The organism is Aeromicrobium sp., from assembly GCF_025965075.1.
In the GTDB taxonomy this organism is placed as follows: Bacteria; Actinomycetota; Actinomycetes; order Propionibacteriales; family Nocardioidaceae; genus Aeromicrobium.
Genome location: NZ_JAOPXQ010000006.1, coordinates 1 through 23,668, shown reverse-complemented (window position 1 = coordinate 23,668; position 23,668 = coordinate 1). Strand labels below are relative to the sequence as shown.

General features: G+C 70.5%; 26 protein-coding genes. 17 read left to right on the top strand and 9 right to left on the bottom strand.

The annotated features are described in order from the left end of the window. The first annotated feature begins 347 nt into the window (after positions 1-347). The 8 genes from JWQ91_RS00375 to JWQ91_RS00340 are packed head-to-tail and all read left to right on the top strand — an operon-like array spanning position 348 to position 5,835. A complete protein-coding gene (locus JWQ91_RS00375) occupies positions 348-1,586 on the top strand; it encodes an ATPase, T2SS/T4P/T4SS family (RefSeq protein ID WP_297779295.1) in 1,239 nt (412 codons plus the stop codon). Further along, complete coding sequence (locus tag JWQ91_RS00370) at positions 1,574-2,434, top strand: type II secretion system F family protein (RefSeq protein ID WP_297779292.1); 861 nt, start codon at positions 1,574-1,576, stop codon at positions 2,432-2,434. The genes JWQ91_RS00375 and JWQ91_RS00370 overlap by 13 nt, the downstream gene beginning before the upstream one ends. Continuing rightward, positions 2,431-3,345, top strand: a complete 915-nt coding sequence (locus tag JWQ91_RS00365) for a type II secretion system F family protein (RefSeq protein WP_297779289.1) — start codon at positions 2,431-2,433, stop codon at positions 3,343-3,345. Before JWQ91_RS00370 ends, JWQ91_RS00365 begins: the two co-directional genes overlap by 4 nt. Positions 3,346-3,359: 14 nt before the next feature. After that, complete coding sequence (locus tag JWQ91_RS00360) at positions 3,360-3,521, top strand: hypothetical protein (protein WP_297779287.1); 162 nt, start codon at positions 3,360-3,362, stop codon at positions 3,519-3,521. A gap of 3 nt (positions 3,522-3,524) precedes the next feature. Next, positions 3,525-3,911 (top strand): TadE family protein, encoded by a 387-nt coding sequence (locus JWQ91_RS00355; RefSeq protein ID WP_297779283.1) that lies wholly within the window; start codon positions 3,525-3,527, stop codon positions 3,909-3,911. Beyond that, entirely contained in the window at positions 3,908-4,336 is a 429-nt protein-coding gene (locus JWQ91_RS00350) for a hypothetical protein (RefSeq protein ID WP_297779280.1), read from the top strand. The genes JWQ91_RS00355 and JWQ91_RS00350 overlap by 4 nt, the downstream gene beginning before the upstream one ends. Next, the gene (locus JWQ91_RS00345) at positions 4,333-4,737 is read left to right on the top strand and encodes a pilus assembly protein TadG-related protein (RefSeq protein WP_297779277.1); all 405 of its coding nucleotides are present in this window, start codon (positions 4,333-4,335) and stop codon (positions 4,735-4,737) included. Before JWQ91_RS00350 ends, JWQ91_RS00345 begins: the two co-directional genes overlap by 4 nt. Positions 4,738-4,785: 48 nt before the next feature. After that, complete coding sequence (locus tag JWQ91_RS00340; RefSeq protein WP_297779274.1) at positions 4,786-5,835, top strand: NAD(P)-dependent alcohol dehydrogenase; 1,050 nt, start codon at positions 4,786-4,788, stop codon at positions 5,833-5,835. 20 nt (positions 5,836-5,855) lie between these two features. On the opposite strand, the gene JWQ91_RS00335 is transcribed toward JWQ91_RS00340, so the two are convergent. Genes JWQ91_RS00335 through JWQ91_RS00325 form a run of 3 tightly spaced genes read right to left on the bottom strand, consistent with a single transcriptional unit; the run spans position 5,856 to position 8,668 of the window. Continuing rightward, the gene (locus JWQ91_RS00335; RefSeq protein WP_297779271.1) at positions 5,856-6,434 is read right to left on the bottom strand and encodes a hypothetical protein; all 579 of its coding nucleotides are present in this window, start codon (positions 6,432-6,434) and stop codon (positions 5,856-5,858) included. Further along, the gene (locus JWQ91_RS00330) at positions 6,431-6,853 is read right to left on the bottom strand and encodes an HIT family protein (protein WP_297779268.1); all 423 of its coding nucleotides are present in this window, start codon (positions 6,851-6,853) and stop codon (positions 6,431-6,433) included. Before JWQ91_RS00330 ends, JWQ91_RS00335 begins: the two co-directional genes overlap by 4 nt. An 18-nt stretch (positions 6,854-6,871) precedes the next feature. Beyond that, positions 6,872-8,668 (bottom strand): CotH kinase family protein, encoded by a 1,797-nt coding sequence (locus tag JWQ91_RS00325; RefSeq protein WP_297779265.1) that lies wholly within the window; start codon positions 8,666-8,668, stop codon positions 6,872-6,874. A 55-nt stretch (positions 8,669-8,723) separates the two neighbouring features. On the opposite strand from JWQ91_RS00325, the gene JWQ91_RS00320 reads away from it, so the two are divergent. Continuing rightward, positions 8,724-8,906 carry a DUF5302 domain-containing protein gene (locus JWQ91_RS00320; RefSeq protein ID WP_297779262.1) on the top strand — a complete coding sequence of 61 codons (183 nt, stop codon included), beginning with the start codon at positions 8,724-8,726 and terminating at the stop codon, positions 8,904-8,906. A gap of 22 nt (positions 8,907-8,928) precedes the next feature. Continuing rightward, positions 8,929-10,035 (top strand): peptide chain release factor 2, encoded by a 1,107-nt coding sequence (gene prfB / locus JWQ91_RS00315; RefSeq protein ID WP_297779260.1) that lies wholly within the window; start codon positions 8,929-8,931, stop codon positions 10,033-10,035. 3 nt (positions 10,036-10,038) lie between these two features. Here the strand turns inward: prfB and JWQ91_RS00310 are convergent, their stop codons facing one another. The 6 genes from JWQ91_RS00310 to JWQ91_RS00285 all read right to left on the bottom strand — a co-directional run bounded on the left by JWQ91_RS00310 (position 10,039) and on the right by JWQ91_RS00285 (position 16,610). Further along, positions 10,039-10,680, bottom strand: a complete 642-nt coding sequence (locus JWQ91_RS00310) for a hypothetical protein (RefSeq protein WP_297779257.1) — start codon at positions 10,678-10,680, stop codon at positions 10,039-10,041. 49 nt (positions 10,681-10,729) lie between these two features. After that, entirely contained in the window at positions 10,730-11,737 is a 1,008-nt protein-coding gene (locus tag JWQ91_RS00305; RefSeq protein WP_297779254.1) for a sugar phosphate isomerase/epimerase family protein, read from the bottom strand. Then, complete coding sequence (locus tag JWQ91_RS00300) at positions 11,734-12,921, bottom strand: Gfo/Idh/MocA family oxidoreductase (RefSeq protein WP_297779252.1); 1,188 nt, start codon at positions 12,919-12,921, stop codon at positions 11,734-11,736. The genes JWQ91_RS00305 and JWQ91_RS00300 overlap by 4 nt, the downstream gene beginning before the upstream one ends. Before the next feature lie 78 nt (positions 12,922-12,999). Next, the gene (locus tag JWQ91_RS00295) at positions 13,000-14,052 is read right to left on the bottom strand and encodes a substrate-binding domain-containing protein (RefSeq protein WP_297779249.1); all 1,053 of its coding nucleotides are present in this window, start codon (positions 14,050-14,052) and stop codon (positions 13,000-13,002) included. A 27-nt stretch (positions 14,053-14,079) separates the two neighbouring features. Next, positions 14,080-15,093, bottom strand: a complete 1,014-nt coding sequence (locus JWQ91_RS00290) for an ABC transporter permease (protein ID WP_297779246.1) — start codon at positions 15,091-15,093, stop codon at positions 14,080-14,082. After that, positions 15,090-16,610 carry a sugar ABC transporter ATP-binding protein gene (locus JWQ91_RS00285; protein ID WP_297779243.1) on the bottom strand — a complete coding sequence of 507 codons (1,521 nt, stop codon included), beginning with the start codon at positions 16,608-16,610 and terminating at the stop codon, positions 15,090-15,092. Before JWQ91_RS00285 ends, JWQ91_RS00290 begins: the two co-directional genes overlap by 4 nt. 108 nt (positions 16,611-16,718) lie before the next feature. On the opposite strand from JWQ91_RS00285, the gene JWQ91_RS00280 reads away from it, so the two are divergent. From JWQ91_RS00280 to JWQ91_RS00250, 7 genes are all read left to right on the top strand, one after another. After that, entirely contained in the window at positions 16,719-17,915 is a 1,197-nt protein-coding gene (locus tag JWQ91_RS00280) for an ROK family transcriptional regulator (protein ID WP_297779241.1), read from the top strand. 48 nt (positions 17,916-17,963) lie between these two features. Beyond that, the gene (gene ftsE, locus JWQ91_RS00275; protein WP_297779239.1) at positions 17,964-18,653 is read left to right on the top strand and encodes a cell division ATP-binding protein FtsE; all 690 of its coding nucleotides are present in this window, start codon (positions 17,964-17,966) and stop codon (positions 18,651-18,653) included. A 7-nt stretch (positions 18,654-18,660) separates the two neighbouring features. Continuing rightward, positions 18,661-19,575, top strand: coding sequence for a permease-like cell division protein FtsX (gene ftsX / locus JWQ91_RS00270; protein WP_297779236.1), 915 nt, complete (start codon positions 18,661-18,663; stop codon positions 19,573-19,575). 82 nt (positions 19,576-19,657) lie between these two features. Beyond that, on the top strand, positions 19,658-20,932 hold the full coding sequence (locus tag JWQ91_RS00265) for a peptidoglycan DD-metalloendopeptidase family protein (RefSeq protein ID WP_297779233.1): 1,275 nt from the start codon (positions 19,658-19,660) through the stop codon (positions 20,930-20,932). 9 nt (positions 20,933-20,941) lie between these two features. Further along, positions 20,942-21,418, top strand: a complete 477-nt coding sequence (smpB, locus tag JWQ91_RS00260; RefSeq protein WP_297779231.1) for an SsrA-binding protein SmpB — start codon at positions 20,942-20,944, stop codon at positions 21,416-21,418. Continuing rightward, positions 21,418-22,272: an amidohydrolase family protein gene (locus JWQ91_RS00255; protein ID WP_297779228.1), complete on the top strand. Its 855-nt coding sequence runs from the start codon at positions 21,418-21,420 to the stop codon at positions 22,270-22,272. The genes smpB and JWQ91_RS00255 overlap by 1 nt, the downstream gene beginning before the upstream one ends. Further along, a complete protein-coding gene (locus JWQ91_RS00250) occupies positions 22,269-23,666 on the top strand; it encodes an MFS transporter (RefSeq protein ID WP_297779225.1) in 1,398 nt (465 codons plus the stop codon). Before JWQ91_RS00255 ends, JWQ91_RS00250 begins: the two co-directional genes overlap by 4 nt. Positions 23,667-23,668 lie beyond the last annotated feature (2 nt).

The window sequence follows — 23,668 nt, the reverse complement described above, 5'->3', positions numbered from 1 at the left end:
GCCTCGCTGACGGCGACCTCGGCATAGCCGTCGCCGTTCACGTCGCCCTCGACGCCGGAGGTGCAGACCGCCGCGGAGGCGGGGGCCGTCGTCATCAGGACCAGCCCGCCGACGATCAGGCTGCTGGATACGGTCACTCGCTGAAGCACCGACGTCATCATGTGAGACAGCGTGCCTTTCGCGCGGTCCCGTGTCCATAGCCCGGCGACGGCCCGCCGGTGGCCGGCCCGACTGTCGTGGTCCACCACGGTTCTCCACACGTCGTGATGATCGGCTCTTCCCAAGATCCCTGCGGTTCGGGCAGGATGCAGACAACACGTCTCTTCGGGGGAAGAGGGTCATCGGAGATGGAATCCCAGGCACCGGCGCTGGCGGACCGGGTGCGCGACCTGGTGCGTCAGCGCCGGATCGACCCGAGGACGGACGCGGAGTCCGTCCGCCGTGCGGCGATGGACGCGGTCGCCGAGCACGAGTCGCGCAGCCTGACGGGCGTCGTGCGATCGCTGGACGAGCCCGAGCTCGTCGTGGGGCAGATCGTCGCGGACGTGTCCGGCTTCGGTCCGCTGCAGGTCTACCTGGACGACGAGTCGGTCGAGGAGATCTGGATCAACGAGCCGTCGCGGGTGTTCATCGCCCGCGACGGCCGGCACGAGCTGACCTCGCTGATCCTGAATGCCGAGCAGGTCCGCGAGCTCGTCGAGCGGATGCTGTCGTCGTCGGGGCGGCGGCTCGACATCTCCCAGCCCTTCGTGGACGCGATGCTGCCGGGTGGGCACCGGCTCCACGTCGTGCTCGACGGCATCAGTCGGGGCTTCAGTGCCGTCAACATCCGCAAGTTCGTGGCGCGCGCCCACTCGCTGACCGACCTGGTCACGTTGGGGACGCTCGACCAGCAGGGTGCGGCGTTCCTCGACGCGAGCGTGCGGGCGGGCCTGAACATCGTCGTCTCGGGCGGCACCCAGGCCGGCAAGACGACGCTCCTCAACTGCCTGGCGGCGTCGATCCCGGGCTCGCAGCGGATCGTGTCGGTCGAGGAGGTCTTCGAGCTCCAGTGCGGGCACCCGGACTGGGTCGCGATGCAGAGTCGGCAGGCCGGGCTGGAGGGCACGGGGGCGATCGACCTGCGGATCCTGGTCAAGGAGGCCCTGCGCATGCGGCCGTCACGCATCATCGTCGGCGAGGTCCGGGCCGCGGAGTGCCTCGATCTGCTGCTGGCGCTCAACGCGGGCCTGCCCGGCATGGCCAGCATCCACGCCAACTCCGCGCGTCAGGCGCTCATCAAGATGTGCACCCTGCCGCTGCTCGCAGGGGACAACATCGGCAGCCGCTTTGTCGTGCCGACCGTGGCCTCGTCGGTCGATCTCGTGGTCCACACCGGGCTCGACGCCGACGGGTCGCGGGCCGTGCGGGAGATCGTGGCCGTGACGGGACGGGTCGAGAACGACCTGATCGAGTCCGACGCGGTGTTCTTACGTCGTGACGGTCGCCTCGAGCGCGGGCACGGGATGCCGCTGCGGCGGGAGGCCTTCGACCAGGCCGGCATCGACCTGGACGCGACCCTGGGGGCGGGCCGATGGGCTCCCTGATCGGTCTGATGGCGGGAGTCGGCGTCCTGCTGGTCGTCTGGACGTTCGCCGAGCCGGGTTGGCAGCCGACCCGCGCGGGGGCCCGGCGGCCCGGCCGGCTCGCCGAGCTGATGGCGCGGGCGGGGGTCGAGGGCGTCTCCGTCCCGCAGCTGCTGGCACTGTGCTTCGGCGCGTTCGTCGTGGCCGCGTTCGTCATGCTCGGGATCTCCGGAGTCCCGGCGATCGGCGTCATCTTCGGCGCGATGGTCGGCTCGTTGCCGATCGGCGTCCTGCGCGGGCGGGCCAACCGGCGGCTGCGCGAGCACGCGGCGCTGTGGCCCGACGCCGTCGACAACCTGACGTCGGCGGTGCGCGCGGGCCTGTCCTTGCCGGAGGCGCTCATGCAGCTCGGTGAGCGAGGGCCCGAGGGCTTGCGGCCCGCGTTCCGGCAGTTCGGCCGGGACTACCAGGCGACCGGCCGGTTCAGCGAGTCGCTGGACCTGCTCAAGGCACGGCTGGCCGACCCGATCGGCGACCGGGTCGTCGAGGCGCTGCGCATCGCCCGGGAGGTCGGCGGCGGGGACCTGGGTCGGATGCTGCGCTCGCTGTCGGGCTTCCTGCGCGACGACCTGAGGACTCGCGGTGAGCTGGAGTCGCGCCAGTCCTGGACGGTCAACGGCGCCAGGCTCGCCGTCACCGCGCCGTGGCTCGTGCTGCTGTTGATGTGCCTCCAGGGCGATGTGGTGGGTCGCTTCGCGACCGGTGCCGGCCTCGTCGTGCTGACGACCGGCGCGCTGCTCTGCGTGGTCGCCTACCGGCTCATGATGTGGATCGGCCGGCTTCCCACCGAGAAGCGGATCCTGGCATGACCGGGGCGCTCGTCGGCCTGTGCCTGTCGTCGGGCCTGCTCCTGGTGCTGTCCGGCTGGATGCGGACACGCCGCCCCTCCCTGGACCAGCGCCTCCTGCCGTACGTCCGCGACGTCCACCCCTATGCCGTCGTGCCGGGACGTCGAGGCACCGTCGCCGAGGCGGTGTTCGGGCCGAGCCTGCGCACGGTCGGCGACCTCGTGGGCGACCTGCTGGGCGGGTCCGCGAGCGTGTCACGGCGCCTGGTGCGTCTGGGCTCGCCGATGACGCTGGAGGACTTCCGGGTCAAGCAGGCCATGTGGGGATCCGCCGGGCTGGCCGTGGCTGCCGCGGCGTCCGGGCTGCTGTGGTCGGAGCGGCGCACCGGCGTCCCGATCCTCCTGGCGATCTGCGCGCTCGGCTTCGTCGGCGGTGTCCTGTGGTGCGACAACCAGCTCACCGCCCAGGTCACGGTCCGGGAGCGTGAGATGCAGGCCGAGTTCCCGGTCGTGGCGGACCTCTTGGCGCTCGCGGTGGCCGCCGGCGAGAGCCCGGTGGCGGGCCTGGAGCGCATCGCCAAGGTCTCGCACGGCGCCCTGACCGACGAGCTCGGCCGCGTGATCGCGGACGTACGCACCGGGACCCCGATGGCCGAGGCGTTCGACCGGCTCGCCGCCCGCACGGGGGTCACGAGCATCGCCCGGTTCGCGGAGGGGCTGGCGATCGCGGTCGAGCGGGGGACGCCCCTGGTCGATGTGCTGCACGCCCAGGCCGCCGACGTCCGTGAGTCCGGGCGTCGCGAGCTCATCGAGGCCGGTGGCCGCAAGGAGGTCGCGATGATGATCCCCGTCGTGTTCCTGATCCTGCCGGTCACCGTGATCTTCGCGTTCTTCCCCGGCTATGTCGGCCTTCACCTGACTTCGGGCACCTAACGGAAGGAAACACCATGTCCATGTTCCGTCTCCACCGTCACGACGAGAGGGGGGACGTGCCCGGTTGGGTCATGATCACGGTCATGAGCGCCGGGCTGGTCGCGGTGCTGTCGGCCGCGGCGGGTCCCCAGCTGCGCAGCATGCTCACGCAGGCACTGTCGGCGGTCGGCGGCTGAGCCGTGCAGCGTGTCCGCCATGAGCGGGGCTCCGCGGTCGTCGACTTCGTCCTCATCATGGTGATCCTGGTCCCGCTCGTGCTGGGCATCGCCCAGGTCGCCCTGGTCTTGCACGTGCGCAACACCCTGGCCGCCGCGGCGTCGGAGGGCGCCCGCGCCTCGGCCCCGCTCGGGTCGACGCCGGGCGACGGCGCCGAGCGCACCCGCCGGATGATCCGGCAGGCGCTCGACGACAGGTACGCCGAGGGCGTGACCTCGTCATGGGCGTCGGTGGGCGGGGCGCCCGGCACGGTCGTCGAGGTCCGCGCCCGGGTGCCGGCGCTGGGGCTGTTCGGCCCCTCGGTCGAGGTCTCCGTCAGCGGTCACGCCGTCCGGGAGGTCGAGCCGTGAGCGCGGAGGACGACGGCACCGCGACGATCGAGTTCGTCTGGCTCACGCTGCTCCTCCTGGTGCCGCTGGTCTACGTCCTGGTGGCCGTGTTCGACACGCAGCGGGCGTCCTACGGGGTGTCGACGGCGAGCCGGTCGGCGGCCCGCGCGTTCCTCCAGTCACCGGATCCCGCGGCGGGGGAGCAGCGGGCGCGGATCGCGGCGCGGATCGCCCTCGGGGACCAGGGGATCGACGGCGCGAGCGTACGCATCACGTGCCTGCCGTCACCGGGGGACTGCCTCGAGCCGGGCTCGTCGGTGCGGGTCGTGGTCCGCGCGACCCAGCCGCTGCCGCTGACGCCGGGCGCCCTCGGGTCCCAGCTCGGCGGTATCACGGTCGACAGCACGCACACCGAGCCCTACGGCACCTACCGGAGCGACCGATGAGGCGCGAGGAGGGGCAGATCACGGTCATGACGATCGGGTTCCTGCTGTTCCTCGGGCTGCTGGCGGTTGTCGTGATCAACTCCTCGGCGGCCTTCCTGCAGCGCCAACAGCTCGACAACGTCGCGGACGGGGCGGCGCTGGCCGCGGCCGACGGACTGAGCCGGGAGGACTTCTACCGGCGCGGCGAGGTCACGCTCGACGCCGCCCGGGCCCGGCGCCTCGTGGGGGCGTACGTCACCGGGCCCGGCACCCGGGTCGTGCGGGTCGCGATCGACGCCGACGAGGTGCACGTGCGCCTCGAGCGATCGGTGACGCTGGCCTTCGCGCCACCGGGGTGGGACGCTCGGACGACGATCGTCTCCGAGGCGACAGCTCAGCTCCGCCTCAGCGAGCAGGAGTAGTACAAATGTCAACCAACCCCAGGGGCGGTGGGAAAGAAGGCGCACCAGATGAAGGCAGTGGTCTTTGACCAGTACAAGTCGGCTCCGTCGCTCAAGGAGATCGACCGACCGAAGCCGGGACCGGGGGAGGTCCTGCTGAAGGTCGCCGGCGCCGGGGCCTGTCACTCCGACGTCGCGGTGTTCCGCGACTTCGACGCCGAGTTCGGTCCCAGCCAGCTCAAGCCCTCCTTCGTGCTCGGCCACGAGAACGCCGGCTGGGTCGAGGAGCTCGGCGCGGGCGTCACGGGCATCGACGAGGGCGACGCCTACCTCGTCTACGGTCCCGTCGGCTGCGGCCACTGCCGCGCCTGCTCGCGCGGCCAGGACACCTACTGCGAGAACGCCGCGACGATGCCCTACCTCGCGGTCGGCCTCGGCCGGGACGGTGGCATGGCGGAGTACGTCTCGGTGCCCGCGCGCAACCTGGTCCCGCTCGGCGACGCCGATCCCACGGTCGCCGCCCCGCTGGCGGACGCCGGCCTGACGCCGTACCACGCGATCAAGAAGTCGCTCCCGGTCCTGGCCGGCGGCGACACGTACGCCCTGGTCATCGGCCTCGGCGGCCTCGGACAGGTCGCGGTGCAGATCCTCACGGCGCTGACCGGCGCCACGGTCATCGCGATCGACACCCGGGAGGGCGCCATGGAGCGGGCCCGCGCCAACGGCGCCGTCACTGTCGCCGGCGGCGAGGCCCAGGCCGCCCGCATCCGCGAGGCCACCGGCGGGCACGGCGTCGACGCTGTGTTCGACTTCGTCGGGATCGACCCGACGATCGCGCTCGCCATGTCGGTCGTGGCCCTGCGCGGCCGGGTCACCGTGGTCGGCATCGGCAACGGGACGTACGCCTGGAACTTCTACGGCGTCCCCTACGAGGTCGAGCTGACCAGCACCTACTGGGGCACGCTCGAGGAGCTCCACGAGGTCGTCGACCTCTACCGGGCCGGCAAGATCACGCCCGACGTCGAGATCTTCTCGCTCGACGACGCCCTGGAGGCCTACCGCCGTCTGGAGGCCGGCGAGCTGACCGGACGGGCGGTGGTGGCACCGCACGGTCACTGACCGCTCCGTCGCGCAGCGGCTCAGTCCGTGAGTCGCTGCACGACCACGCCACCGAAGCGGGCCTCGCCGATCGTGCACTCGATGCCGTCGATCCAGCACCGGCCCGACTCCAGGACGTCCCCGGCGATCTCGCTCTGCGCCCCGGTGGGGGAGTCGGCGTAGAACACGATCAGCCCACCGGAGATGCCCTCGTTGAACGCGACGATCCGGCGGCCCGCGGCGTCGGCGATGCGCGCGAAGCAGTCCGCGCAGACCGAGCGCGGATAGCGGTCCTGGTGCCCCGTGGGCCGCCCGCAGATCGGGCACGGATGCGTCGGGGTGGCGGGCGCTGCCGAGGGCGCCGGAGCTACAGCTCCGTGTCGGTGCCGCTGCTCGACGAGCCAGCCGGCGACCAGCATGTCGATCGTCTCGCCGGCCAGCTCGGTCATGCTGGTCTGGTAGCCGCCGTCGTAGCCGATGATCGCGGCCCGGTCGCCGCCGTCGAACGCGAAGCCGCCGCACACGAGATCCGCCTCGAGCTCCGCGTGCGGGTACGGCTCGGCGTCGACGCCCAGCACGTGGCGGGCCTTGGCGGCCGCCTCCTCGATCGTCAGGGTCATGCGAGTGCCTTCCGGAGAGTGGTGGCGCACGCCTCGGCCTCGGCGTCGGCGTACGTGGTCCGTGGCCAGAAGAAGCCGCGCAGCCCGTCGCCCTTGGTCCGCGGGACGACGTGGACGTGCAGGTGGGCGACGCTCTGGGACACGACGTTGTTCATCGCGACGAATGTGCCCTGGGCTCCCAGCGTCGACGTGATGGCGTCCGCCACGCGCTGCGCGGTGGAGAACAACGGCACGAGCAGGGCCTCCGGCAGGTCGGACAGGGTCACGACGTGCTGGCGGGGGACCAGCAGGGTGTGCCCCGGGAACAGGGGCCGGGTGTCGAGGAACCCGACGACGTCGTCGGTCTCGACGACCAGGTGACCCGGTGTCACGCCGGCCACGATGCGGCAGAAGAGGCAGTCCGGGTCGCTCGCGGTCATGCCCCCATCATGCCGTGGTCAGCCACCGAGCTCGCCGTCCAGCCACCGGTGGCGGCCGTCGACCCACGATCGCAGCGCGGCGACCTCGGCCGGCCAGGACTCATGGAACAGGTGGTCGGAACCCGAGTCGAGCAGCGACGGCCCGATCGGGAGTCCGTCGCCACCGTTGCCCTGGGCGAAGTTGCGGGGCGCGGAGTCCCGCACCTCGCGGGTGAGAGCGTCGACGAATGTCGGCAGCGTCGCCAACCGCCCCCGCACCTGGCCCCACCGCGCACGCAGCCGCGCCGTGAACTCGTCGGACGCGAGCAGCTGGTTGAACCAATGGCCCTCCGGCAGCCTGATCTGGCTCGGCGCGGTCTCGCCGAACAGGGCACCGGTGTAGAGACCCGACGTCCGGTCCGCACCGAACATCGTGCGGTTGCCCATGGCCTGGTCGAAGTCCCACACCGGGCCCATCGAGAGCCTGCCGTCGGGCGACAGGACCATCCAGACGCTGTTGTTGATCGCCGAGTCGACGTTCTTGAGCAGCTCGTTGACGATGTACCAGTCGACGAACGAGTCGATGTCGATCGTCGACAGGTCGTGCTCGTAGAGGGCGTCCTCGACGGCCTGCACCTGTGCCGCGACCGTGGTCCGCGTGGCGGCATCGGGGTCGTCGGGATCCTTGAAGAAGATCTGGAACCCGCGGGTGGTCCTGAACGACGGGTCGTCCTCCTCGTGCGAGTCGCCCTCGAGCAGCTGGCCCCCGGCTGGCACGGTGACGCGCCCTTGGGCCGCCTCGATCCCCTCCCCGACCTGGTAGAGCCCGCGATAGCTGCCGTCGACCCACAGCTCGGCGAACCGCAGGCGAGGCGTCCACGGCAGCCCGACGAGCCGGCTGGCCTGGAAGGCCACCTCGTTGCGGATCAGCGAGCGGTCGTAGAAGTTGGCGAGCAGGACCCAGTCCTTGCTCGCGGGCAGGCCGAGCAGCGACGTCTTGGTGTCGAGCTTGATCTTGTAGGACAGCTTGGCCCGCACCCATGACGTGCTGTTGCCGCGCACCCGGAACCTGCCGCGGGACGTCGACGCGGCGAGCCCGGACCCGCGCGGGTCGACGACGAGATCCCCCGGCACGTAGGTCTCCCCGCTGGTGATCGCGGTGCTGCCGTCGGTCCTGATGTCGACCCGGGCGACGGGTGACTCGATCGTCAACGGCACCTGCGCGGAGGTGCTCGTGGCGAGTCCGCCGCCGGTCACGACGGCACGGAACTGCCGGTCGCCCGGGTCGGGGGCGTCGAACGTCAACGCGGTCCGCCCCGACGCGGGCTGGGCCGCGGCCCGGTCCTTGACCCACACGGTGCCCTCCAGGTGCTGCACCGTGACGGTCCTGCCCACGGACGACGGAGGAGCGACGACCTGGGCGGCCACGGTGTGCCCCGCCCCCGTGGCGACCGTCAGGGCCGGCGCCGGGCTCGCGGGCTTGACGACGACCTTGGCCGACTTCTGCGAGGCGTAGGTGCGACCCCGGTGCTTGGTCTTCGGCACGTATGCCCTGAATGTCAGCGACGCCGCGGTCGACGTGATCGTGAAGGTGTAGCGGCCCGTCGACGTGCTCCGGGTCGTCCGGGAGGTGGTCCACCGGCCGCCGGTGTAGCGGTGCAGTCGCACGGTCCTCGCGAACCGGGGCGTCACGGTCCCCGTGAGGGTGAACGCCTGGCCACGGATCGGCTGGGCCGGGCTGACCTTCAACGGTGCGACGGCGGCCGTGGCCGGCGTGGGAACCACGAGGCAGGCGAGGACGAAGGCCACCACCAGCACGATCCGTTTCACGAACACCCTGTCTTTCTCGTCGCCGACAGACTACGTGCTCGCGTGGGCATAGAGTGGCGACATGGCTGAATCAGAGGGTAACGACCAGAAGACCGAGATGAAGGCCAAGTTCCGCGAGGCACTGGACAAGAAGAAGAACAAGAGCCACGCGACGGCCGAGGGCGCCGAGCACGACGGCAGCGAGAAGTCGCACGGCGCGACCGGTCCCACGCAGTCGCCGGAGTTCCGCCGCAAGAGCGTCTGACCCGACGCGGTAGCCTCGACGAGTGGCAGCACCCGACTTCGCAGAGCAGACCAAGGCCCTCGACGCGACCCTGACGTCGATCGAGAAAGTCCTCGATCTCGACGCCGTGCGCAAGGAGATCGCCGAGCTCCAGGAAGAGGTCGGGGCACCCGACCTCTGGGACGACCAGGCCAACGCGCAGCGCGTGACCGGACGGCTCTCGGTCCTGCAGGCCGAGGTCGAGCGGGTGACGGGCCTGCGCCAGCGCCTGGACGACCTCGACATCATGCACGAGATGGCGCTCGAGGAGGCCGACGCCGAGACGTCGGCCGAGGTCGAGCGTGAGCTCGTCCGCATCAAGAAGGCGATCGACTCGCTCGAGATCCGCACGCTGCTGTCCGGTGAGTACGACGAGCGCGACGCCCTCGTCTCGATCCGCTCGGGCGCCGGCGGCGTCGACGCCGCCGACTTCGCGCTGATGCTGCAGCGGATGTACATCCGCTGGGCCGAGCGTCACGGCTACACCGTCGAGATCTACGACGTGTCCTACGCCGAGGAGGCGGGGATCAAGTCGACGACCTTCGCGGTCAAGGCTCCGTACGCCTACGGGACGCTGTCGGTCGAGTCGGGCACGCACCGACTGGTCCGCATCTCCCCGTTCGACAACCAGGGCCGCCGGCAGACGTCGTTCGCCGCGATCGAGGTCGTCCCCGTGCTGGAGCAGACCGACGAGATCGACGGCCCCGACGAGGAGATCCGGGTTGACGTCTACCGCTCCTCGGGTCCCGGCGGGCAGAGCGTCAACACGACCGACTCGGCCGTGCGCCTGACCCACATCCCCACCGGCACGGTCGTCAGCTGCCAGAACGAGAAGAGCCAGCTGCAGAACAAGGCCAGTGCGATGGTGATCCTCAAGGCCAAGCTGCTGGCCCTCAAGAAGGCCGAGGAGCGGGCACACCTCGACGAGCTGCGCGGCGACGTGCAGGCCTCGTGGGGCGACCAGATGCGCAACTACGTCCTCAACCCCTATCAGATGGTCAAGGACCTGCGGACCGAGTACGAGAGCGGCAACACGCAGTCCGTGCTCGACGGGGAGATCGACGACTTCATCGAGGCCGGCATCCGCTGGCGCCGCGAGCAGCCCGCCTAGACCTCAGCGGTCCTCCTCGCCGGCGACGGCGTTGCGCTCCTGCTGCTCGTCGACCCGCTTCTTGACCCGGCCCATGCCCGGCACCCTGCCGAGCATCGAGTTGAGCTCGCGGGTGATGTCGAGCAGGTCGTGCAGGTCCGGCCCGACGCTGCGCAACGTCTCCAGCATCGGCAGCACGTCGGTCTCGATCCGATCGACCAGGTCGGGGAGGTGGTCGACCAGGCGGACGATCGCCTCGACCTCGTCCGGATCCATCGTCCGGGACAGCCGGTCCGCGATGGGCTGCAGGCGCTCGACGATCGGCGCGAACACGTCGAACATCCGCTGGCCGCGCTCCATGGTCGGCTCGATGCTGGCCACCAGCCCCGCCCCGCGGACGACGAGCCCCTCAGCCTGGGTGATGGTCGCGTCGATGCGCCCGATCGCCTCGTCGGCCTTGGTGTTGGTCGCGGCGATCGTGGCGATCGCGGCGTCGGCGGACTGCCGGGTCCGGTCGACCCGGTCGACGACGCGGTCGACGCGGTCGAGCAGCTCCTCGGCGGAGTCCAGGAGGGCGGCAGCCCGGGGGACCAGGGTCAGCGCCAGCTCGACCATCGCCGGTCCCTTGGCGGCCAGGGCGAGCGCTTCGCGCGGATCGAGTCGCATGCGTCGACGCTAACCCGAGGACCGGTCCGCCGCCGACCGGCGCGCGGGATCAGTCGCCGGAGCTGAACGCCGCATCGAAGGCCGCGGTGGGCGCGTCGAACAGGTTGGCCTTGACGAACGCCAGGGCCTCCGGCGCGCCGAGCAGCCGATCCATCCCGGCGTCCTCCCACTCGATCGAGATCGGTCCGTCGTAGCCGATCGTGTTGAGCATGCGGAAGCACGCCTCCCACGGGACGTCGCCGCGGCCGGTCGAGACGAAGTCCCACCCCCGTCGGGGGTCCGCCCACGGCAGGTGGGAGCCCAGCCGCCCGTTGCGGCCGTTGCCGACCTGCTTCTTGGCGTCCTTGCAGTCCACGTGGTAGATCCGGTCCCTGAAGTCCCACAGGAAGCCGAGCGGGTCGAGGTCCTGCCAGACGAAGTGCGACGGATCCCAGTTGAGCCCGAACGCCTCGCGATGGCCGATCGCGTCGAGGGCCGCGTGGGTCGTCCAGTAGTCGTACGCGATCTCGCTGGGGTGCACCTCATGGGCGAAGCGGACGCCCTCCTCGTCGAAGACGTCCAGGATCGGGTTCCACCGGTCGGCGAAGTCCTGGTAGCCGGCCGCGATCATGGCCTCGGACGCCGGCGGGAACATCGCGACGTACTTCCAGATCGACGAGCCGGTGAAGCCGACGACGGTGTCGACGCCGAGCATCCGGGCGGCCCGGGCGGTGTGCTTCATCTCCTCCGCGGCCCGCTGACGCACGCCCTCGGGGTCGCCGTCGCCCCACACGCGCGCCGACAGGATGTCGTGGTGCCGCTCGTCGATGGGGTCGTCGCAGACCGCCTGCCCCTTGAGGTGGTTGGAGATCGCGTGGACCTGCAGGCCGTGCCGGTCCAGGACGTCGAGCCGGGTCTGGATGTAGTCGGGGTCCTCGACCGCGGCCCAGGGGTCCAGGTGGTCGCCCCAGCAGGCGATCTCCAGGCCGTCGTAGCCCCAGCCGGCGGCCAGCGCGGCCACCTCCTCGAACGGCAGGTCGGCCCATTGGCCGGTGAACAGGGTGATGGGTCGGGTCATGTCAGGGCTCCGGTCTGGTGGGTCGTGCCGTCGGCGGCACTCGCCTCGACGGCCTGCAGGACGCGCTGGACGCCGAGCCCGTCGGCGAACGACGGCGAGGGCTCGGTGCCCGTGGCGATGTCGGTGACGAAGTCGACGACCTGGTGGGTGAAGCCGTGCTCGTAGCCGAGGCCGTGGCCGGGCGGCCACCACGCGGCGATGTACGGATGGGTCGCCTCCGTGACGATGATCCGGCGGAACCCGGCGGTCGCCGGGTCCTCGGTCGCGTCGAACAGCTCGAGGACGTTCATGTCCTCGAAGTCGAAGGCCAGCGAGCCGAGGGTGCCGTTGACCTCCAGCCGCAGGGCGTTCTTGCGTCCCGTCGCGAAGCGGGTCGCCTCGAAGACGCCGATGGCGCCGCCGACGAAGCGGGCGGTGAAGGCGGCCGCATCGTCGACGGTCACCGGTCCGCGCTCGGTGGTGGCGGAGGAGGTCCCCCCGAGCGTGGCGTGCGCGCCCCCGACGGGGCGGGTCTTGACGAAGGTCTCCATGAGCCCGTTGACGGACGCGACCTCCGAGCCCGTGACGAACTGGGCCATGTCGATGATGTGCGCCCCGATGTCACCGAGCGCCCCGGACCCGGCGAGCGACTTGTCGAGCCGCCAGCTGAGCGGGGCGTCCTCGTCCGCCAGCCAGTCCTGGAGGTACTGTCCGCGCACGTGGCGGACCGTGCCGATCCGGCCCGAGGCGATGAGCTGTCGCGCCAGCGCGACAGCGGGTGTGCGCCGGTAGGTGAAGCCGCACATCGCCCACACGCCACGCTCGGCGGCCGCGGCGGCAGCGGCCGCCATCGCCTCGGCCTCCTCGACGGTGTTGGCCAGGGGCTTCTCGCACAGGACGTGCTTGCCGGCCTCGAGCGCTGCGATGGCGATCTCGGCGTGCGTGCTGCCGGGGGTGCAGATGTCGATGACGTCGATGTCGTCGCGGGTCAGCAGGGCGCGCCAGTCGGTCTCGACGGACTGCCAGCCGAACCGGCGGGCGACGTCACCGGCGGCCGTCGCGTCGCGGCCGCAGATCGCCGCGAGCCGGGGCGTCAGCGGCAGGTCGAAGAAGGCCGGCGCGGTGCGCCACGCCTGGGAGTGGGCGGCGCCCATGAAGGCGTACCCGACCATCCCGATCCCGAGTCCGGGCCGTGTGTCGTTCATGTGCCAGCTTTCGTCTGGGGTGCCTCGTGGCAGGTGGGGGAGCGGGGGTCCGCGGTGAGGCCGCGGACCCCCATCCGATCATGACCGGAACGCGGACGGCAGATAGGTGTCGACGTTGTCCGCCGTGACGATCGGCGCGGCCAGCTTGAGCTGGCGCGGCACCTCGATCTCGGCGAGGTCCGACATCGACTTGCCCTGGACCAGCAGGCGGGCGAGCTTGACGCCGTCGGCGGCCTGCGTCGAGGGGTAGATGACGGTCGCCTTGAGCACGGAGTTGCCGGCCTTGATGGCCTCCATGACGTCGGCCGATCCGGCGCCGCCGATCATGACGAACTCGTCGCGGCCGGCGTTCTTGATCGCGGCGAGGACACCGACGCCCTGGTCGTCGTCGTGGTTCCACAGGTAGTCGATCTTGGGCGCGGCCTGCAGGAGGTTGGACGCGGCCTTCTCGCCGGACTCGACCGTGAACTCGGCGGCGACCCGGTTGTCGACCTTCAGGCCGCACTTCTTCAGCGCGTCCGCGAAGCCCTTCGAGCGTTCCTGGGTCAGCGGCAGCGAGTCGATGCCGGCGATCTCGGCGACCTTCTTGCCCTTGGCGCCCTTCGCGTCGTCGCAGACGAAGGTGCCGGCCGAGACGCCCATGCCGTAGTTGTCGCCCAGCACCGTGCTGCGGGCGGCGAACGGGGAGTCGAACTCGCGGTCGACGTTGATGACGATGATCCCGGCGTCCATCGCCTTGCGCGCGACCGACGTCATGGCCGCACCGTCGAACGGCAGCAGCACGATCGCGTCGACCTTGTCGTTGATGAAGGTCTCCACCTGCGAGATCTGCAGGTTGACGTCATTGGTGCCCTCAGCGACCTTGAGGTCGACGTCGTCGTACTCCTTGGCCTGGGCGATGGCGGACTTCGTGATCGAGCCCATCCAGCCGTGGTCGGCGGCCGGCGCCGAGAAGCCGATGACGACCTTGTCACCCGACTTGTCGTTGTCGGTGTTGCTCTTGCCGATCGACGAGCTGGTGTCCTTGTCGTCGCTCGAGCTGTTGGTGCACGCACCGAGGACGAGGGTGGCTGCCGCGAACGCGCCGACGACGGCGAGACCGCGACGGCGGTGGGAATGGATCGTGGACATGTCTACTCCTGGTGGTGGTGGGGTGGCTTACGTCTTGCGGTCCGCGATCCGCTGCTGCAGGAGCACAGCGATCACGATGATCACGCCCTTGGCGACGGCCTGGGCCGAGGTCGACAGGTTGTTGAGCGTGAAGACATTGGTGAGGGTCGTGAAGATCAGGACGCCGAACAAGGTGCCGACGACCGTGCCGCGGCCTCCGCTGAGCAACGTCCCGCCGATGACGACTGCGGCGATGGCGTCGAGCTCGTAGAGCGTGCCGTGCGTCGAGGACCCGGTCGTGGTGCGTGACATCAGCATCACGGCGGCGATGCCGCAGGTCGTGCCGAGCAGGGCGTAGAGGTAGACGGTGTGCCGCTGCACCTTGATGCCGGCCAGGCGGGCCGCCTCGGGGTTGCCGCCGACCGCGAACGTCCGCCGGCCGAAGGTCGTGCGGTTGAGCAGGAACCAGCCCGCCGCGGCCACGACGGCGAAGATGATGACGATCACCGGGATCCCGAACGGCTCGCTGCCGAAGAAGTCGCTGAAGCCCTGGTTGCGGATGATCTGGGTCTTGCGGTCCGCGATGATCTCGGCGAGGCCCCGGGCCGACGCGAGCATCGCGAGCGTCGCGATGAACGGGACGACCTTGCCGTACGCGATGAGGACGCCGTTGATCGCCCCGCACGCGGTGCCGACGAGGACGGCGGTGAACACCATCGCGATCCAGCCGATGTCGTCGGCCATGGCCTGCGTGCCGGTTGTCGTGGCCCACACCGAGGCCAGCGCGACGATCGCCCCGACGGACAGGTCGATGCCGCCGCCCGTGATGACGAACGTCATCCCGATCGAGACGACGCCGATCACCGCGGCGAGGCGCAGGATCGTCAGCAGGTTGTCGGTGCTGGCGAAGCGGTCGCCCGCCGTGATCACGCCGACGACGCAGAGGATCACGAGGGCGATGACCAGTCCGAGATTGCGGGCCAGGCCGATCGATCCGCCCCGATCCCCCCGAGTCGGGATCGGGACCTTCATCGACGGGTCCTGCACGGATGGAACGCTCACGCGACATCCTCCTTCTGGTCGTGGGTGGCGAGGATGCGGTTGAGGACGCCCGATGCGTCGATGGCGTCACTGGGGCCGTGGTGGACGATCGAGCCGTCGGCGACGACGAGGACCCGGTCGGACAGGCCCAGCACCTCGTCGATGTCGCTCGAGACGACGACCAGCGCGACTCCGGAGTCCGCGAGCTCACGGATCAAGGCGTAGATCTCGGCGCGGGCGCCGACGTCCACGCCGCGGGTCGGCTCGTCGAGCAGGAGGATCTTGCACGACCGCAGCAGCCACCGGGCCAGGACGACCTTCTGCTGGTTGCCGCCCGAGAGGGTGCGCATGATCCGATCGGGGGCGTCGGGGCGTACGTCGACGGAGCGGGCCGCCTCGTGCGTCGCCCGCCGCTCGGCCGCGCTGTCCGTGACGCCGTGGCGGGAGAACCGGTCGAGGCTCGCGAGGGAGATGTTGCGGTAGACGGCGTCGTCGAGCACCAGGCCCTGGGACTTGCGCTCCTCGGGGCACAGGCCCAGCCCGGCGCCGACGGCCGCGGCGACCGAGCCGTTGCGGAGCTTCGAGCCGGCGACCGACACGCTCCCGCTCCCGGCCCTGCGGGCACCGAAGATCGTCTCGATGATCTCGCTGCGGCCCGCGCCGACGAGCCCGGCGATGCCGATGATCTCCCCGGGACGTACGTCGAAGGTGACGTCGGCGAACTCGCCGTCGCGCCCCAGCGCGTCGACCGACAGCAGGGGAGCGGCGTCCGCGAGCGCAGTCGTGCGGCGGGGGAAGACCGACGAGACCGAGCGACCCGTCATCAGGGTGATGAGCTCGGACGTCGGGGTCTCCTTGGCCGGCAGGTCACCCGCGACGGTCCGGCCGTCCTTGAGGACCGTCAGGCGGTCGCCGATGCGGCGGATCTCCTCGAGCCGGTGGGAGATGTAGATGATCGCGGCGCCGGAGGCCCGCAGGTCCTCGACGACGCGGAACAGCCCGTCGACCTCGTCGGGGTCCAGGACGGCGGACGGCTCGTCCATCACGATGACCCGGGCCTGCCGGGACAGCGCCCGCGCCATCGACACGATCTGCTTGCCGGCCGCCGACAGGCTGCCGACCTCGCGGGTCGGCCGGATCTCGGGATGACCCAGCGTCGCGAGCAGCTCCCGGGTCGCGCGGTTCATGTCCTTGTCGCGGGTGATGCCGCCCCGGGACTTCTCGTGGCCGAGGAAGATGTTGTCCGCGACGCTGAGGCCGTCGACGAGGTCGAGCTCCTGGTAGATCGTGGCGATCCCGGTGTGGAGGGCGGCCTGCGGGTCGGCGAACGTCACCGGCTCGCCGTCCCAGAGGATCGTCCCCTCGTCGACGCCGTGCGCACCGGCGAGGACCTTGATGAGCGTGGACTTGCCGGCGCCGTTCTGCCCCAGCAGGCAGTGGACCTCCCCGGCGCGGATCGCGAGGTCGACACCGTCGAGAGCGCGGACGCCGGGGAACTCCTTGACGATGCCGCGCATCTCGAGCAGGGGTGAGGTCATGGCGTGATGCTAATCACACGTTTTGTCGGGGGTCAAGCAAAAGTATGATGACAAGCGACAGGGTTGCTCGTCGAGCGACGCGAAAGGCTGGGTGGTTTACTCATGGCCATGACAGTGCCCTCGGTGCTGCCCCCGACCTTGGTCGGCACAGGCGACCTCTTCCAGATCCTGCGTGACGGCCGGCCCAAGACCCGGAGCGAGCTCGCCCAGCTCACCTCGCTCGCGCGCTCGACGATCGCCGCCAGGGTCGACGCCCTGCTGTCCTCGGGCCTGCTGGAGCCCGTCGGGGAGGCGGCGTCGACCGGCGGGCGGCCACCGACGCGGTTCGCGCTCAACCGGCAGGAACGCGTCGTCCTCGCGGTCGACCTCGGCGCCTCGCACGCCAGCGTCGCCGTCACCGACCTGTCCGGGCGCGTGCTCGACGAGCGCACGATCGAGTCCGACATCGCGGACGGGCCGATCGTGGTCCTCGACCGGGTCAGCGAGATGGCCCTCGGGCTGCTGGACGCGATCGACCGGACCGTCGCCGACGTCGCCGGGGTCGGCATCGGTGTCCCCGGCCCGGTCGAGCACGCCACGGGACGCCCGGCCAACCCGCCGATCATGCCCGGCTGGCACGACTTCGACGTCCCCGCGCACCTCGGCCGGCGGATCCCCGGTCCCGTCCTGGTCGACAACGACGTCAACCTGATGGCGCTGGGGGAGTACGTCACGACGTTCCCCTCCACGGGGCACCTGCTGCTGGTCAAGGTCGCGACGGGCATCGGCGCCGGCATCGTGACCGAGGGCCGGCTCCTGCGCGGTGCCCTCGGCTCGGCCGGCGACCTGGGCCACGTCCAGGTGGCCAGCGCGTCGCCGGACGTCGTGTGCCGCTGCGGCAACATCGGCTGCCTCGAGGCCGTCGCGGCCGGTCCCGCGATCGCCGCCCGGCTGCGGGCGAGCGGCCTGGACGTCGACGGGTCCCAGGACATCGTGGATGCCGTCGCGGCCGGCGAGATCGCGGCCCTGCAGGCCGTCCGGGAGGCCGGGCGCGATCTCGGATCGGTCCTGGCGACGTGCGTCAACCTGCTCAACCCCTCGGTCATCGTCCTCGGCGGCAAGCTCTCCGAGGCAGGTGAATACCTCCTCGCCGGCGTGCGGGAGGTCGTCTACCAGCGCTCCCTGCCCCTCGCGACACACGACCTGCAGATCGTCGGGACGGCGGCCGGGAGCCGCGGCGGGATCCTGGGCGCCAGTGCCATGGTGATCGACGCCGTGCTGGCGCCGCGCGCGATCGACGAGTACGTCGCGCGGCGCATCGCCTGACAACCCGCGTCCCACTTCCGTGAGGGGGCCCGACCTACACTCGACCGGGTGATTCGATTCGACAAGGTCACCAAGACCTATCCCGGCCAGAAGCGCGCGGCGCTCGATGCCGTCGACCTCGAGATCGAGAAGGGCGAGTTCGTCTTCCTGGTCGGTGCCTCGGGCTCCGGCAAGTCGACGTTCCTGCGCCTGATCCTGCGCGAGGCGCGACCCACGAGCGGACGCGTCTACGTCGCCGGCAAGGAGATCAACAAGCTCTCGAGCTGGAAGGTGCCCAAGCTGCGACGCCAGGTCGGCACGGTGTTCCAGGACTTCCGCCTGCTGCCCAACAAGACCGTGACGGAGAATGTCGCCTTCGCGCTCCAGGTCATCGGCAAGTCCCGCCACGAGATCAACCAGCTCGTCCCGGAGACGCTCGAGATGGTGGGGCTGGACGGCAAGGGGCACCGCATGCCCGACGAGCTCTCCGGCGGCGAGCAGCAGCGCGTGGCGGTCGCCCGCGCCTTCGTCAACCGGCCGATGATCCTCATCGCCGACGAGCCCACCGGCAACCTCGACCCGGCCACCAGCGTCGGCATCATGAAGCTGCTCGACCGGATCAACCGCACCGACACGACCGTCGTGATGGCGACGCACGACTCGTCGATCGTCGACCAGATGCGCAAGCGGGTCATCGAGCTCGACTCCGGGCTCATCGTCCGCGACGAGGCCCGCGGCATCTACGGCTACCAGAACTGAGGACGCCATGCGAAGCACCCTGAGCGAGCTGGGCCAGAGCCTGGCCCGCAACAAGTCCATGACCATCTCCCTGGTCGTCACGATGACCGTGTCGCTGCTGCTGGCAGCGCTGGGACTGCTGATCCTGTCGCAGTCGGACCGGACCGAGAAGTACTTCGGCGACAAGCTGCAGCTGCAGGTCAACCTGTGCACCAAGAACTCGCCGAGCCAGAACTGCATCGGTGGCGTCGCGAGCGACGAGCAGCGTGACGCCGTCAAGGAGGCGCTGGCGACCAACCCCGAGGTCAAGTCCTACGAGGTCCGCACGCCGACCGACAACTACGAGCGCGCCCGCGCGGTCTACGGCCAGTCCGACACCAACAAGAAGGTGCTGGAGACGCTGAGCCCCGACGCGTTCCCCGAGTCGTACTTCGTGACGCTCAAGGACCCGCAGAAGTTCGACGGCGTCGTCAGCCAGGTCTCCGGCATGGACGGCGTCGGCAGCGTGACGTCGCTCAAGAAGCTCCTCGGCCCGTTGTTCAGTGCCCTCGACAAGCTGCAGTACGGCGCGTTCGCCGTCGCGGCGCTGCTCCTGGTCGCCGCGGTGCTGCAGGTGTCCACGACGATCCGGATGACGGCGTACGCCAGGCGGCGCGAGATCGGCATCATGCGACTCGTCGGCGCCTCGAGCTGGCACATCCAGCTGCCGTTCATCCTCGAGTCGATGCTCGCGGCGCTGATCTCGGCGGCGCTGGCGGCCGCCGGGCTCGCCGCGTTCATGTACTTCGTCGTCTACGGCTACCTGCGGGACACCCTCGGCAACGTCACGACGTGGGTCGGCTGGTCCGAGGCGGCCCAGGTGGCCGGGGTGACGACGATCTTCGCGTTGCTGCTGGCACTGCTCCCGACACTCCTGCTGACGCGCAAATACCTCGACGTGTGAGGGCGGTAGCCTAAAGTCATGGTTGACAGTTAGATCGACAAGTCCTCGGGAGACCGGGGTTCCTTCCCCCAAGGTCGAGGTCATGCTTCCCACTACGCGCTCGTTCACCCGCACGCGCAAGGCGTTCACCGCCGCGGCTCTCGCGACGGCCCTCGTCGCCTCGCTGACGACACCGTCGTTCGCGGACAAGAAGGACGACCTCGAGAAGCAGAAGCGGGCCGCCGGCAGCGCCGCGGCCGAGGCCAAGAAGGATCTGGACGCCTCGACCAAGGAGTTCCGCGACGCCGCGGCCGCGCTGCAGCGGGCCCAGGGCAACCTCGACGCCGCCCGCACCGATCTCGGGCGCACCCGCGGAAAGCTCGCGACCGCCCGCGCGGTCGACGAGCAGATGCAGGCCAAGCTCGTCCGGAGCGAGACCGACCTGCGGGTCGCCAAGTCCAAGCTCGTCAAGAAGCAGCGCGACCTCAAGCGGTCGGAGCAGTCCGTCGAGCAGTTCGCGGTCGAGACGATCGAGTCCGGTGACCCCGGACTGAAGGCGTTCAGCGGTCTGCTGCAGGGCGAGGACCCCGCGTCGTTCGCCGAGGAGGTAACCCTCAACAACGCCGTCAGCGACGACCAGGTCGCCACGATGCAGCGGCTCGACGCGAGCCGGGTCATCCTCAAGCTCAACCGGCAGAAGGTCCAGGAGCTGCGGGACCAGGTCAAGGTGCAGCGCCAGCAGGCGGCCGCCAACCTGGTTGAGAAGCAGCAGCTCGAGACCGCCGCCACGAGCCAGGCGAGGCACGTCATCAAGCTCGTCGTGGCCCGCCGGGGCGCCAAGCACGTCGCCGCCAAGGCCCGGGCCGAGGACGAGCGGCAGTACGCGGAGCAGGTCGCCGAGCGCAACCGGCTCGAGGCGCAGATCCGCGCCCTCGCGGTCAAGCAGGTCAAGACCGGCGGCAAGGGCAGCGGCGGCGACCGGGGCGGCGCCCTGTCGTATCCCGTCAACGGGCCGATCACCTCGCCGTACGGCATGCGGGTCCACCCCGTCACGGGCGTCTACAAGCTGCACGACGGCACCGACTTCGGTGTCGCCTGCGGCACCCCAATCCACGCCGCGGCCGGCGGCACGATCATCCAGCAGTACTTCAACGGGGCCTACGGCAACCGGATCATCATGAACAACGGCGTCAAGCGCGGCGTCAGCGTCGTCACGACGTACAACCACCTGTCGCGCTTCGCGCGGGGCACCGGAGCGAAGGTCAAGCGCGGCGACCTGATCGGCTACTCCGGCACGACCGGCTACTCGACCGGCTGTCACCTGCACTTCATGGTGCTGGTCAACGGCGCGACGACCAACCCCATGGGCTGGCTGTAGCCTGAGCACGTGGCCAAGGAGACGGGGCGCAAGCTCGTAGCGCAGAACAAGAAGGCGCGCCACGACTATCACATCGAAGACACGTTTGAGGCCGGACTGGTCCTCACCGGCACCGAGGTGAAGTCGTTGCGTGCGGGTCGCGCGTCCCTCGTAGACGGATTCGGCGAGATCGAGCGCGGCGAGGCATGGCTGCTCGGCGTGCACATCCCCGAGTACACGCAGGGCACCTGGACCAACCACGAGACCCGCCGCCGACGAAAGCTGTTGCTCAACCGGGTCGAGATCGATCGGATCGAGCGGCGCACGACCGAGAAGGGGCTGACGATCGTCCCGCTCTCGCTCTACTTCAAGGACGGCCGCGCCAAGGTCGAGATCGCCCTCGCCAAGGGCAAGAAGACGTACGACAAGCGGCACGCGATCGCCGAGCGCACGGCGACCCGCGAGGCTGAGAGGGATCTCGGGCGTCGGCTCAAGGGCATGCACTAGTGCTGTCCGTGCCGGCCGAGCTCGGGATCCCGGGCATCGTCGACGTCCACACGCACTTCATGGCGCCGCCGATCATGGCCAAGGTGTGGGCCTACTTCGACGCCGCCGGTCCCATGCTCGGGCGCGAGTGGCCCATCACGTACCGCGGCACCGACGAGGAGCGCGTCGAGCAGCTCCGCGCGATGGGGGTGCGGAAGTTCTCCGCGCTGTCGTACGCCCACAAGCCGGGCATCGCGGGGTTCATGAATGACTGGACGCTCGCGTTCGCCGACCGGACGCCCGACGCGCTGCGCTGCGCCACGTTCTATCCCGAGCCGGACGCCGCGACGTACGTCCCGCAGCTCCTCGCCGACGGGGTCGAGCTGTTCAAGGTGCACGTCCAGGTCGGCAACTTCGCGCCCAACGACCCGCTGCTCGAGCCCGTGTGGGGAGCCCTGGCCGAGAGCGGCACCCCGATCGTCCTCCACGCGGGATCGGGGCCGGCCCCGGGTGCGCACACCGGGCCCGCCGGGGTGGCCGACGTCCTGTCGCGGCATCCCGACCTGGCGCTGGTCATCGCGCACCTCGGGATGCCCGAGTTCGCGGACTTCCTCGACCTCGCCGACCGGCACGAGCACGTCCGGCTCGACACCACGATGGCGTTCGTCGACTTCTGGGACGCCCCGGTGCCCGACGGGATCGAGCCGCGGCTGCTGGCGCTGCAGGACAAGATCCTGTTCGGCACCGACTTCCCCAACATCCCCTACCCCTACGAGCACCAGATCGAGGTCCTGCAGCGGCTCGACCTCGGCGACGACTGGATGCGCAGCGTTCTGTGGCACAACGGCGCGGAGCTGTTCGGTCTCGACGCATGACCGTCGGCACGATCCGTCTCGCGAGCGCGCAGGGCCGATGGGTGCTCGCGGCGATGATCCTGGGGTCCGGGATGGCCTTCCTCGACGGCTCGATCGTCGGGCTGGCGCTGCCGGCGATGAACCGGGACCTCGACGCGGGCGCGGCCGGCGTGCAATGGATCGTCAACGCGTACACCCTGACGCTGGCCGCCCTGATCCTCGTCGGCGGATCGCTGGGGGACCGGCTGGGCCGGCGGCGGGTGTTCGTCGTGGGCGTGACGTGGTTCGCGGTGTCATCGGTCCTGTGTGCTGTCGCGCCGACGATCGAGGCGCTCGTGGCGGCCCGAGGACTGCAGGGCGTGGGCGCGGCGCTGCTGACGCCCGGCAGCCTGGCGATCATCTCGGCGTCGTTCGCCGAGGAGGACCGCGGTCCCGCGATCGGAGTCTGGTCCGGGCTCGCCGGGGTGACGACCGCGATCGGCCCGCTGGTCGGCGGCTGGCTCGTCGAAACGACGGGCTGGCGCTCGATCTTCTGGCTCAACGTCCCGCTGGCCGCGATCGTGATCTGGGTGTCGATGCGGCATGTGCCCGAGACCACGGGGGAGCAGGACCCGATCGACTTCACCGGCGCGGCACTGACGGCGGCCGGGTTGGCCTTTCTGACATACGGGCTGGTGGACAAGTCGTGGACGTGGTCGCTCGTGGGGCTCGCGTTGATGGTGGCCTTCGTCGTCCACCAGAAGATCACGCCGCACCCCTTGGTCCCGCTCACGCTGTTCGCCGACCGGGTGTTCACCGCGGCCAACATCTGCACGTTCGCGATCTATGGTGCGCTCGCGGCGTCGGGCTTCCTGCTCGTCCTGCAGCTCCAGTACGTCGCGGGCTACTCGCCCCTCGAGGCCGGTCTCGCCACGATCCCGGCGACGGTGCTGATGCTGCTGTTCTCGTCGAAGGCCGGTGCCCTCGGGGCGCGGATCGGCCCGCGCTGGCCCATGACGATCGGCCCGATCGTGGCCGCCTGCGGCCTGCTGCTGTGGCTGGGGATCGATGAGGACACCAACTTCTGGACCGACGTGCTGCCCGGCTCGATCGTCTTCGGCGTCGGTCTCACGACACTGGTCGCGCCGCTGACGACCGCCGTCCTGGCGGCTGCCCCGGACGCGCAGAGCGGCATCGCGTCGGGCATCAACAACGCGGTCGCCCGCACGGCCTCTTTGCTGGCGGTCGCAGCGATCCCGCCGCTTGCGGGCATCGCCGGACCGGACTTCGCCGACCCGGACGTCTTCGGCCCGGGCTTCCGGATGGGCATACTGATCTGCGTCGTGATGCTGGTGATCGCCGGCGTGTGCGCCGCGGTGATGATCCGGGGCCGGTCCGTCGCGCCGGCAGCGCTGCGCGAGGGTCCGGCCGACTAGCT